This is a genomic window from Spirochaetales bacterium (genome assembly GCA_016930085.1).
GTDB lineage: Bacteria > Spirochaetota > Spirochaetia > SZUA-6 > JAFGRV01 > JAFGHO01.
In genome coordinates this window covers 1-11986 of record JAFGHO010000033.1, presented here as the reverse complement: position 1 = coordinate 11986, position 11986 = coordinate 1, and the positions used below count along the sequence as shown (strand labels likewise).

Sequence of the window (11986 nt, the reverse complement as noted above, 5' to 3'; positions counted from 1 at the left end):
TATTGCGATACAAATTGAAAAAAACGGGATACAATTCTACACAAAGTTATCTGAAGCGGTCTCGGATATGGAAATGATAAAAAAGATCAAAGGGCTTGCGGATATGGAAAAAAGGCATATGGAAATATTTTCGGAAATGAAAGCCGCCTACAAGGGGAAGGACGAGGAGGAGTCGACCTATGATCCCTATGGCGAGTTGCCACTCTATCTCAATGCCTTCGCGAAAGGTCATGTGTTCAACCTCAATGAAGATCCTTCCGGGTTTATCAGTGACGGTGCGTCGACCAGGACACTCCTGAAAAAAGCGATCGAACTCGAAAAGGATTCAATCGTTTTTTATATGGGGATAAAGGAAGTTGTGCCGCCGGAATTGGGTAAGGCGAGAGTCGACAACATTATTGCGGAGGAAATGGGCCATATCCGTCTGTTGAGTGAACAGATATCGTCCCTTGGCGTATAGGGACAAGCAGGGTCGCACGGAGGTGTGTGAATTTGATTCGGGAAGAAATGACATGCTTTCATGCCTGAGGGAAGAAGCATTATTGAGAAATTATAAAAAGGTGTCGATGCAGCCGAAAGGCTTAAAAACAATATATAATAACCAGTAATCCAAGGAGGATGTGATGAAAAAGTATAAATGCGATATCTGCGGGTATATCTATGATCCAGCCAAAGGAGATCCGGACAACAGTATAGATCCGGGAACGGCCTTTGAGGATATCCCCGATGACTGGGTTTGTCCGGAATGCGGTGCTTCGAAAGACGATTTCTCTCCCATGGACTGACCCGGAACATACACAAGAAATATATAGGTATCGATAGAGATTGATCGATATTCAAGATACTGAACGTAACAGGGCGGTCGTCGGATTCCGGCGTTTTTCTATATGTTCAAAGTGTGGTTTCCGTATGTATGCACATGCCCGGATTCCATATATCGAACTTTGAACCCCGTCAGCCTGTGGGAAAAACGCGCAGAAACCGGTGATTGTCCATTATAGCTTGCGGTCTGAAACGCCGGAAAAGGATATTGACATGAAAGGGAATACGGCGCTGATTACCGGTGCTGCGCGGAGAATCGGGAGGGCGTTGGCACTCGGATGTGCACAGAAAGGCATCCACCTCGTCCTTCACTATCACTCTTCCGTCAGTGAAGCGGAAGAAACGGCACAATTGGCGGAAGCATATGGTGTTCGTGTCTTTCTTTTCAAATCGGATTTGGCTTCTCCCGAGAAGGCGGCGGAACTCTTCCGGAACGCAAGGAAGTCGGCCGGAAACATCGATATACTCATAAACAATGCCTCATTCTTCAGAAAAGATACCCTTGAAACACTCTCTGCCGATTCCCTTGTGGATAACATCATGTTACACGCGTTAACACCCCTTGTTCTCTCCCGCAGCATTGCCGCCGGGAATCGGGGCGGAAAAATCATCAACATTCTCGACGCAAGGATAACGGACTATGATTCGGAGCATGCCGCATATCATATAAGCAAGCGGGTGCTTTATGATTTGACTCGAATGATGGCAGTCGAGTTTGCCCCGCACGTCACGGTGAACGGAATCGCACCGGGCCTTATTCTGCCCCCGCCGGGAGAGGATATATCCTTCCTTGAAAAGATGAAACATACGAATCCCCTCAATCGCCATGGGGGGCCGGCTGATATTGTCGATACGGCTCTTTTTTTTCTTGAGAGTTCGTTCATTACCGGCCAGGTCATTTTTGTCGACGGCGGACGTCATTTAAAAGGGTGCATGTATGGAAATTAGGGGACATGACATGGATATCATTCGTATTCACGATATCAAAACATCCTGCATTATCGGAATCAATGAGGACGAGCGGCTTAATCAGCAGGATATCATCATCAATATTACCCTTTATGCGGATATCAGAAAGGCATGTAAAAGCGACAGAATAGAAGATACGGTTGACTACAAACTGCTGAAACAGAACATCATTACGATGGTAAAAAAATCCTCATTTTTCCTCATCGAACGGCTTTCCGAAAGGATAGCGGAAATTTGTTTCGAGAACCCACGTGTACGGATGGCGAAAATCCGTGTGGAAAAACCGTATGCGCTTACCTATGCCCGCACCGTGAGTGTCGAAATCACGAGAATACGATCGGATTACGATGGCTGACGTTTATATCGGTGTCGGTTCGAACATAAGGCCGGAAGAAAATATTCTCAAGGCGATCGGCCTGCTAAAAGAAAAGGTAACCGTGAAAGCGGCTTCCACATTTTATATGACACAACCATTGAAGCGGAGAAAGCAGCACCATTATGTGAATGGCGTTATCTTGATCGAGACGGGCGTCGAGCCGAAGAAACTAAAATATGAAATTCTCCGCTTCATCGAGGAATCGTGCGGCAGGAAGAGAACCGCAGACAAATACTCCTCACGCCCTATGGATCTCGATATCCTGCTATACGATGAAATGGTATCTGAAGAAGCCGATCTGGTTATTCCCGATCCCGATATCGGGAAGAGGCCGTTTATCGGTCTCCCTCTTTTTGAACTCGCCCCCCGTCTCATTCTTCCGGATACGGGTATACCGCTTGCGGACATTGCCGCGTCCATGAACGGAGAGACGATGCGGCCGGCGAATGAGTTAACTGCGGCAATAAAGAAAGGAATCGAGAAATGAACAAAAAACGTGTTGCGGAACTTGTAAAAGAAATACTCATCGAAATCGGAGAGGACCCCGAACGGGAGGGACTTTTGGCGACACCCGAACGGGTTGCCGCGAGTCTCGATTTTCTCACGAGTGGATACGGTTCCGATGTTAAAAAGATTATCAACAAGGCCAAATTCAAGTCACAGGCAAACAATATGATTATCGTAAGAGACATCGAAGTATACAGCCTATGCGAGCACCATATGCTTCCTTTTTACGGCAGATGTCATATCGGGTATATCGCCACAACGCAGGTACTGGGGGTAAGCAAACTCGCGCGAATTACAGACGCATATGCCAGGCGGCTTCAGATACAGGAACGGCTTACGGCACAGATAGCGAGGGCGATCATGTCGGAGATAGATGCCGAGGGGGTCGGTGTGGTCATGGACTGCAAACATCTCTGTATGATGATGCGGGGTGTGGAAAAACAGAATTCCTCGATGGTGACTTCAACGGTACTGGGCAGTTTTCACGATGATCCCCCGACGCGGCAGGAGTTTCTCAATCTCATCAACAGGACCTCGATATAAGGGGGCGGTCGAGCCGTCCCGCCTGTCAATTGCAGGAGGCATTCGTTTATACGGCACCGTGATTACCTCTTTCCGTGTTATCGTATCCCCGAAACGGTTTTACCTTCCTTTTACGGTAAAGCACCGAACGTTTTTTTTCGCTACAACGGTTTCTTTACGCTTCTCCTGCAAAGGAGTCCGGAATACAGCGGCGTTGACATCTGTCTCTCCTGTCGTGAATGATGAAACCTTATGCATCCCCGATGCGTATAATATAAACGAAGGAAAAAATATATGATAAGCCGGCAGGGGGGCAATCAGCTATCACCCTGCCGGTTTTTTATTGCCGGCCGCCACAAAACACCTGAGTAGCTATCAGATAAATGTCTTACAGATTTTTGTGATTGACAAATGTTTTCAATAATGCTACAATAAAGCTGTTTTCATATACATAATTTTCATGATCGGGCATTGCGGAGCGTTTTGCGGCCGTAATCACAAAAAAATAAAAAAAAGGTAAAAGGAGTTATGTATGAGGTCCACATTGTTTTTTTTAATTGTCATTTTAATTTTCTCGCATTTTGCACTGTACGGTGAGGAAATTTGCGGGAAATGGGATTACCTTTCCGTCAACAATGGAGAATACATGGCCCAGAATAACATCTGGGGGGCGTCAACGGCCCAATGTATCGATGTCAATGGGACGAGCTTCCGCGTTACCAGGGCGGAACACAATTTGGGTACAAGCGGTTCACCCGCCTCCTACCCGTCTCTTTTCAAAGGGTGTCATTGGGAAGATTGTACGACGGACAGCGGGATGCCGATTCAGGTGACGGCGATTCAAACCGCCACGATCGAATGGAGCAATACGCTGATAAGTTCGGGTGCGTGGAACGTCACGACTGAGGCCTGGTTCAAGAGAAACGCCACCCCGGGTGATCCGGACGGTGCCGAACTCATGATCTGGATCAACCACTCGGGAAGCGTTCAGCCGGGAGGGTCCCGGGTAGGGACTGCGAATATCGGCGGGCGCACCTGGGATGTCTGGTACTCGCAGATCGATTGGAATTTTATTACCTACAAGTTAACCAGTCCCACCACATCGATCAATCTGGATTATAAACCCTTTATCGACGATGCCATATCACGGGGATATGTGCAAAGCAGCTGGTATATGATGGATATCGAAGCCGGATTCGAAATCTGGCAGGGGGGCACCGGCCTTTCGTGCGATAATTTTACGGCTTCGGTGAACGGAAGTTCAACGGTCACCAATCCGCCGCAGCAGACCGACCCGCCGCAGCAGACGAATCCTCCCCAGCAAAACCTTGGTGATGTCAATAACGACGGCAGCATCAATATCGTCGATGCCCTGATGGTCGCGCAATATTATGTGGGTTCGAATCCGTCGAATTTCGATTATTCGAGGGCGGATACGAATTGCGACAACAACGTCAATATCGTCGACGCACTCATCATCGCCCAGTATTACGTTGGTCTGGTCGACCGTTTTTGCTAGAAATGGAACAATGAAGGGATGAATCGAACGAACCGGTGTGGTTCCGGTCTGCGAAAGATCAGAAACACACCGGTTTTTTTATGTCTTTAGCCGCGCGCCGGCTGAGAGCCGAAACGGACAACGGTTATCGCAATCCGTTTCTGATCGCCGCGTTGAACTGGGCCGCCGTTCCGCCGCCGAAGTCCCTCATGTCCGAATATTGCCATGCACCGGCAGACACGATACCGTATGAGTTTTTCCAGTTTCTCACCTTGGTTTCGGCCGATTGATACGTGTCCCCGGTACCGTCCGCATGGAGGGTCCAGAAGAGCGGGGTTACCTTGAGTCCGTCAAAGTAGGTGTTCCATGTGCCGACATTGTTCAACGCCCCGCCGTCGTAGCACTGGAGATTGACCGCGTCGACGATATCGCCGAGTTGTGATTTGACGCTTCGCCAGACGGACGAATTATTGTACGGACAAAGCGACACCTTGTACCCGATCGTCCCCAGCATGCGGCCCAGTTTTACCAGTGAATCCGTATCATATGAGTTTTCATCGTTCAGATCGATGGCGTCGGCACCGGTCAGTTCCTTGAGTTTCGCGAAGTTCCGGTACCACGCGGTTTCCGGACCGGTACCGTATGTGTTCATATACGTCCGGTATGTGCCATAGGGTCCGGCAAGACAGAAGGCAAGCCGCTTGATGGATGTGTTGCCGGATTTAAGCGACCTGATTTTTTCCGGCCACCCGGCGGGTCCGACATAATTGCCGTCCGTGAAAATGGGTGTTCCGAAAAAGGTAAAATTACCTCCCGAAGTTCCGTCGATTGAGAAAATGATACAGGTATCAAATCCCGACCCCTTTATATCGTCGAGTGTCGTCGTTGTCGAAGCTTCGGGGGCAAGGTAGTGCATGACGTACAGCACCGATACCTCAGACGGCGCCGGTTCGGTTGAACAGGGAAATTCCCCGATAAGTCCGACATAATACTGTGCGATTATTAATGCATCGACAATGTCGATACTTCCGCTGCAATTGACGTCTGCTTTGGAAGTGTTGAAATTATCCACATCGAGTCCCACATAGTATTGTGCGGTCAGTAACGCATCGACGATATCGATCGTCCCGCTTGCATTGACATCCCCGGCGGATTGTCCGAATGCGGAAAATACTGCGAGTGATATTATAATCGCAGCCGTTATGATTTTTTCTGTTTTCATGATTCAGGGTAGTATACGTACAGGGATTTGTCAATAAAAAAAGAAAACCGCCCATATATCGAAGAATATGATAATTATATTACGGTTGTCTCTTTGGGGTTTAATCGATATAGTATTGAAGGATAAAAAGGAAACGTCGTGGCAACAAGAAAATCAGCGGTTATTGACAAGGATATTTTCAGACAAAAACTGTCAAGGTATACAAGACAGGCATATTACCTTGTTCCCCGTATTGTAACCCCTTCGATACTCGATATCGGGTGCGGTACCGGGATACCAACCATCGAGCTGGCGATTCTCAGCAGTGGCAACATTACGGCGGCAGATATCGATAGTGCGGCGTTAAAGAAATTGAGGGAAAAGATAAAAGTCCTTCAATTGAAACGACATATAAAGCCCGTGAAAGCTTCATTATTCTCATTGCGTTTTAGAAAGGAATCTTTCGATATGATCTGGTCGGAAGGGTCGATTTCCGTTATCGGATTCAGGGAAGGATTAAAGGCATGGCACCGGTTAATCAAGCCCGGCGGTTATCTGGTAGTTCACGACGAAATAAAAGAATACAAGCAAAAGATGAATGATATATCGCGCTTGAATTATGTATTAATGGAGCATTTTATTATATCGGAACATGTATGGCTTCATGATTATTTCAGACCGCTGGAAGTTCGTATAAAAGAATTGAAGGCCGTCTACAAAAATGATTCCGGTATGATGAAACTGCTTGACCATGAGGCGTGTGAAATTGAGGTTTTCAGGGAATCTCCCGGGGACTTTGCTTCCGTATTTTATATCATGCAAAGGAAGTGAACCGGGGATTGTTTATCCTTAATTTTCCTCGATATCTTAATATATCAATAATTTATATCATATTTTTTTAAAATAAATAAATATTGAAATATCGGGACAGAAGTACTACACTGGATTTATATTATTTCAAGGAGAAAGAATAATGTCCAGAGATTCTCTTTTTACCAGGATTGCAGCTTTTTGTACAGTAACCGGCTTGATTCTTTTTTTTATCGGGTGCGCGAGTTTTATACCCAAACCCGCCTCAGAAGACGACACCCTCGTTGTTGTCCAGACAGTGACGCAAAAGGCCAAGACGACGACGATTTCGTTTCCGGTAAACCTCAAGGTGACAATGGAGAAGGACGGTAAAGAACATGTCATCTATCTCGTACCGACAAAAAAGTATGAATATATACACCACCTTGAACCGGGAACCTATTTAATCAAAAAATACGGGATTGTATCGACGAACGAGTCAACGCCGACAATGATCCGTTTTACCGTCAAACGCGGCAGGTTGCAGGTCGCCCCCTTTTATGTACTTGTGAGATACATGACCAAAGAGGATATGATTTACTATGCCGTCACCCTGGAAAAGCTCAATTTCAGGCAGAAGGCGGAAATTATCGAGGAACTGAGAAACGACGAAAATACCGCTTTATGGGAGATCGATTATTCGGTCGATGAAGAATAATCCGGTATATCACCGGTACTCCGGTATATCGCCGGTACTCCGGTATATCGCCGGGCCGGAATAGATTGATTGCCGTATATACGAGTCATAATTCACCATTTCTGATATTTCGTCGCTTCAAAATACATATACAAACCAAACCTCGCTTTCTTTAATATAAACATCCCGGCCGGACGAAACAGTATAACTGCGCATAATAAATTGAATAGAATCACATACAAACATGTCACGCCGGCGGGTTTGTTCGTTGCCTATAAATCATGAGAACGATACCAGTCGAATATATTTCTTGCATTCGTGGAAAGCGTATGGTATCATGCAAAAGAATTCCGGTAAAGATAAAAAAGGGGAAATGAGATTATGGGAAAACCGGTTATTATCCTGATTTTTGCATTGTTGCTGTTTTCCGGCTGCGAGAAGCAATATGATCATGAGCATGGTGACGATGATTATGTGGAAACGGCATATTTCGATGCTTCCGGAGGCGAATATACCTATGCAAACGGTATTTCACTTTACGTTCCTCCCGGCGCCTTGTCGGACGGTAAAGATATTTATATCAGGGATATAAAAAACGATGAAAAGACCGTCCTTTTGGATATTCGCGCCGTGACGGAACAGGATATCCTTTTCGCTTTTATGGGCGGGCCGGATGATATACAATTTGCAATCCCCGCAATTGTGACCGTCCCCGTCCGGAATCTCTTGCGTGATACGGTACCCCTTGTCCATACCTTCGATATTGAATCGCGCAAGGCTTCGGTCGCCGACATTTCATACAGGACAAAGCCCGCGGACGAGACAATCACACTCTCGATCGATCATTTCAGCGGCTACGAGGGGGAGATCGTTGATGAAATAAAAAGAAACGAGTGTACCGATCCTTCGAACACCACGTGCAGGTGCGGTCAGATTGAAGTATCCCAGACGGATATTAATTACAGTTGTTCGCGGCTGGACTGCCAGGTCGTTTACAGTGAAAATATTGTGAGGTTTCTCGACTGTCCCGGTATACCGGAAGAGTCCTCGATTTTCGAGGAAGTGTCGTCCGGCTGTACGCCCGAACTCGTCATGGAAGTCGACAAGGTGTATATCGAACCCGGAGAACAGTGTGCCGTAACGGCCCGTATAAAGCTCGGGTGCGCCGTTCCCGTCAATACGGCAACCATCGTATTTTCGGCGGCCGGACCGGGAACTCTCAGTCCTCGGACGGGGTCGACAGACAGTATGGGCGAGGTTCACACGGAGGTGACCGCAACCGGTGAAGAAGGGAAGATCGTGGTTACGGCAGAGACGGATTTTACCTATTCCGTCAAACGGATAAACGTGAACGGCCAGGATCTGGTAAACGAGCAGCGGACGGTACATCTTTCCGAAAGTATTAATGTATATGTTGTCGTCAGGCCCGTTTTGACCCTTGATGCGCTGGACCGGACGATCTCGACAAACGATTCTACTATTATCATGGCGTCACTTCTCTATCACGAAACGCCGGTACAGGGAGAAAGGATCTATTTTTCAGTCAACGGTCCCGCCTCAATCGATCCGTCGTCTTTTGTCACACTGGAAGACGGGACGGCTTTTACGTTCCTCGAGTCCCGCAATGTCGAAGGGACGGCGGTCATAACGGCGCGTTCGGATGTCGCGGTGATGCTGCCCGGGGGCGAGATGGTCATTTATCCGGTAAGTGAAAGCGTCGATGTTCTTATCAAAGAAGAAGACGACCTCGACGGAACAGTATGGCAATTCGAAAGCGTTAAGGAAATCTCAACGCGGTTCAATCCGCAAGGTTGCGAGGATGTCTATATCCGGCCGGATTGTACTTGCGACGGCGATTATACCGGCATTATGCAGACTGAAACCATTTTTCAGGTTATCACCGGAACATTCAGTCTTTCGAGAACCTACGGAAACCTATACACTATTACTGTCTCGAATGTCAGCGGCAGCATGCACGTCACCTATCCTTCATCGCAATATACGGAAACATGTCCCCTGGGCGGCGGGTTCGGAGTACCCGGATGCGCCTGTATCGATCCCGATTTTATCAGAATCGATGCATGGGGCGTCGATGCGGTAAATGAAACGATCACGTTTTCTTCACCCCTCCCGGCGGAAGATGAAATCGAGATGTACGCAACCGTGAGTGATAATATGTTGTGGCTCTATTTTAAAGCCCCGCCGGAACCGGAACCTTCTATAGAATATCGCTCCTGGAGCAGCCGGTATTCCGACTGCGAATGTATCGAATGGACCGGTGAAAGAAACTATTCCTCCCGCGCCGGCTGGGGATTTTATTCCTTCAGCTGGGAAGGAGCTATCGAAAACGGCGGCTGGACGGAAACCGATACTTCCTACGAAACGGAGGAGGTCCATACCTTTTCACTGGAATGTACGACCGGCTGCGCCGATTGACGGGGAATCGTATATATGTACATAAAATAAACGTTCTCTTCCTGTTTTGATTTTTCGAACAACAATCAAACGCCGCGGCAATTCCTCTGCGGCGGGATAACACGATTTTTTTCCTTCATTACATTGAATCCATCTGAATAAAAAACCGGCACGAAAATTTTTAATAAATGTTGAGTGATACAGACTCAATGGACGCCTGATAATTATAGACGCATGCGATTCATGATATTGAAAGGAGGTGGGAAGGGAAAAATGATGTTTGGACAATGGCATTAAAATCGGCGTATCCGTTTCAATAGTAAATAAACGGATACCGGCAGCGGGAGATTGATTCAACGGGATGATTATTCATGACGTCGCCCGGTATTGTCTGGAGATGCCGTATCCGCTGCCATTAGTAATAATTTAAATGAGAGAGGAGTATATGATGAACCAAAAAAGTTTGTATATCATGCCGGTAATGGCCTGTTTTGTGCTTCTGTGCTGTGTTTTGTCTTGTCTGCCGCCGTTCGACGATAATTCGAACGCACGTACGGTGGATGAGTTGTCCGAGAAGGAGATTGAAAGTGTGATTAACCGGGTGGAAAGCGACATGTCGTCGATTTCGGAAACGCTCGTTTCGGCGGTTGCGACCGAACCGGAATTGTTGTCGATCATACATGAAGAAATAGGCAGGGAGTTCGACGGCGATACGGAGGCGTTGTTCGGGACGGTCCTGGGCCGTGTTCTTGGAAACGGGCAGACCGTCTACGAGTATCTCGCGGGCGTCCACGACCTGAAGAAACAGGGTGATGCGGGAGAAGTGGGCGACGGACAGATGTTTGGCGATGTCCTCGTCGAATTGGCGCACCTCATGAACCTCCAGATTTACATGCCGTCGTACGAAGAATGGGACGGTATCGAGCCTCCGCTTGTCGCTTTTGTCCCATTCACCTATGACACGGAGGATCTTGGATATATTACGGCCTACGATCAGACGGGTGTCGAGTATCTTATCGACAAGGATAATTACAAAGACAGACCGCTTTTTATCCTGGGGCCGAATGAAAGATTGGATGCGGAAGGAAACGCCGATGCATTTATCGTCGACCCCGGAGATAGTGAAGATCCATCCGGTCCGGTGCTTGACGGTAACGTCAATGCGGCCCTGACACGCGCCGTATCGCCCGGAAGGGACGGGGCAAAGGAGATCCTCGAGTATTTCGAGATATGGAACGATCACGAGCCCTTTTACAAGGGAAAGGCGGAGATCCGGATCGAATTTAAAAACGATAAATTGAATGTCCTGTGCAGCTATGATGATATAAAAGAGCACGACAGAAAATTCGTCAACAAGGAAATTGTGGCGTGGAAGAAAGACACCTACGGGGAGACGATCAATTACAGAATGTATGAAAGCGACGGCTGTAACCAAAAGGGACTGGAAGAAATTCTGGATTTGATTTCCAAAACTCCGGCGCCGGGAAGCACCGCCGGCCCGGGAAGCCCGCAGGCAACACCTGCGCCCGGGCAGGGAAATCCGGGTCCGACGGATTCTTCCGGAATCGACTGGACCGCGATACTGGAACTCATCAAGAAATACGGCTGTGATATCTACAACCTGTTCGACAAAGACGATGAAATGGGTTCGGGCGTCATCAATTATTCCGATCCTCCAAAGGAATACAAGCATGATGGGGAGTTTGTCATTAAAATGGGCTACACGGTCGCAGAAACGCCGACAACTCCGCCGACAGCAACAACGCCACCGGGTGTTACCGAACCGCCGGGGAGTACATCGCCGCCTTTGACGAATCCTCCGGAAGTCCCGACCGACGCCCCTCCGGAAGATTATACCCTGACGGTCAGGCTTATGAACTCGAGCGGGAATTACGAAAGCAATTATTACGGACATCTGACATCCGGAAGCATCGTTTACATCAATGCACCCCCCTCGATACTTATTTCCTCGGGAGGCGTTACTCTGGAGCTGGTTTTCATGGGGTGGGAGATTTCAGGCAACGCGACTGTCGATGAGGTGAACGCAACCTCGACCGTGGTCAGGGATTTCAGGGGAAATGTGACCGTTACCGCCGTGTATGATCATTCGTATGTTCCCACTATCGCACCGTCTGAACCCCCGCCCACTCCGACCTCGGCGCCGACAAATCCGCCGGCCCAGACAAATCC

12 protein-coding genes are annotated in these 11986 nt (G+C 48.0%); 11 read left to right on the top strand and 1 reads right to left on the bottom strand.

Translation table 11 applies throughout. From position 1 onward, the window contains the following. From JW881_06055 to JW881_06025, 7 genes are all read left to right on the top strand, one after another. Window positions 1-460: ferritin family protein (locus tag JW881_06055; GenBank protein ID MBN1697056.1), on the top strand; the 460-nt coding region annotated here is incomplete at its 5' end. A 163-nt stretch (window positions 461-623) separates the two neighbouring features. Next, window positions 624-785, top strand: coding sequence for a rubredoxin (locus tag JW881_06050; protein ID MBN1697055.1), 162 nt, complete (start codon window positions 624-626; stop codon window positions 783-785). A 250-nt stretch (window positions 786-1035) separates the two neighbouring features. Beyond that, window positions 1036-1770: an SDR family oxidoreductase gene (locus JW881_06045; protein ID MBN1697054.1), complete on the top strand. Its 735-nt coding sequence runs from the start codon at window positions 1036-1038 to the stop codon at window positions 1768-1770. Continuing rightward, window positions 1760-2146: a dihydroneopterin aldolase gene (folB, locus tag JW881_06040; protein ID MBN1697053.1), complete on the top strand. Its 387-nt coding sequence runs from the start codon at window positions 1760-1762 to the stop codon at window positions 2144-2146. The genes JW881_06045 and folB overlap by 11 nt, the downstream gene beginning before the upstream one ends. Next, complete coding sequence (folK, locus tag JW881_06035) at window positions 2139-2654, top strand: 2-amino-4-hydroxy-6-hydroxymethyldihydropteridine diphosphokinase (protein ID MBN1697052.1); 516 nt, start codon at window positions 2139-2141, stop codon at window positions 2652-2654. Before folB ends, folK begins: the two co-directional genes overlap by 8 nt. Beyond that, on the top strand, window positions 2651-3217 hold the full coding sequence (gene folE, locus JW881_06030; GenBank protein MBN1697051.1) for a GTP cyclohydrolase I FolE: 567 nt from the start codon (window positions 2651-2653) through the stop codon (window positions 3215-3217). Before folK ends, folE begins: the two co-directional genes overlap by 4 nt. Window positions 3218-3728: 511 nt before the next feature. Next, on the top strand, window positions 3729-4715 hold the full coding sequence (locus JW881_06025; protein ID MBN1697050.1) for a hypothetical protein: 987 nt from the start codon (window positions 3729-3731) through the stop codon (window positions 4713-4715). 124 nt (window positions 4716-4839) lie between these two features. Here JW881_06025 and JW881_06020 read toward each other — a convergent pair whose 3' ends face one another. After that, window positions 4840-5916, bottom strand: coding sequence for a dockerin type I repeat-containing protein (locus JW881_06020; GenBank protein MBN1697049.1), 1077 nt, complete (start codon window positions 5914-5916; stop codon window positions 4840-4842). A gap of 138 nt (window positions 5917-6054) precedes the next feature. Here JW881_06020 and JW881_06015 point away from each other — a divergent pair, with 138 nt between their 5' ends. From JW881_06015 to JW881_06000, 4 genes are all read left to right on the top strand, one after another. Continuing rightward, entirely contained in the window at window positions 6055-6726 is a 672-nt protein-coding gene (locus JW881_06015) for a class I SAM-dependent methyltransferase (protein MBN1697048.1), read from the top strand. 142 nt (window positions 6727-6868) lie between these two features. Next, on the top strand, window positions 6869-7402 hold the full coding sequence (locus JW881_06010; GenBank protein ID MBN1697047.1) for a hypothetical protein: 534 nt from the start codon (window positions 6869-6871) through the stop codon (window positions 7400-7402). A gap of 360 nt (window positions 7403-7762) precedes the next feature. After that, on the top strand, window positions 7763-9817 hold the full coding sequence (locus tag JW881_06005; GenBank protein ID MBN1697046.1) for a hypothetical protein: 2055 nt from the start codon (window positions 7763-7765) through the stop codon (window positions 9815-9817). A 427-nt stretch (window positions 9818-10244) separates the two neighbouring features. After that, on the top strand, window positions 10245-11986 hold a 1742-nt coding region (locus JW881_06000), incomplete at its 3' end, for a hypothetical protein (GenBank protein MBN1697045.1).

Coding starts and splice junctions, on each gene's coding strand:
- JW881_06005 (MBN1697046.1), top strand. CDS start 7,763: ATGGGAAAACCGGTTATTATCCTGATTTTTGCATTGTTGCTGTTTTCC.
- JW881_06010 (MBN1697047.1), top strand. CDS start 6,869: ATGTCCAGAGATTCTCTTTTTACCAGGATTGCAGCTTTTTGTACAGTA.
- folE (MBN1697051.1), top strand. CDS start 2,651: ATGAACAAAAAACGTGTTGCGGAACTTGTAAAAGAAATACTCATCGAA.
- JW881_06045 (MBN1697054.1), top strand. CDS start 1,036: ATGAAAGGGAATACGGCGCTGATTACCGGTGCTGCGCGGAGAATCGGG.
- JW881_06025 (MBN1697050.1), top strand. CDS start 3,729: ATGAGGTCCACATTGTTTTTTTTAATTGTCATTTTAATTTTCTCGCAT.
- folB (MBN1697053.1), top strand. CDS start 1,760: ATGGAAATTAGGGGACATGACATGGATATCATTCGTATTCACGATATC.
- JW881_06020 (MBN1697049.1), bottom strand. CDS start 5,916: ATGAAAACAGAAAAAATCATAACGGCTGCGATTATAATATCACTCGCA.
- JW881_06050 (MBN1697055.1), top strand. CDS start 624: ATGAAAAAGTATAAATGCGATATCTGCGGGTATATCTATGATCCAGCC.
- folK (MBN1697052.1), top strand. CDS start 2,139: ATGGCTGACGTTTATATCGGTGTCGGTTCGAACATAAGGCCGGAAGAA.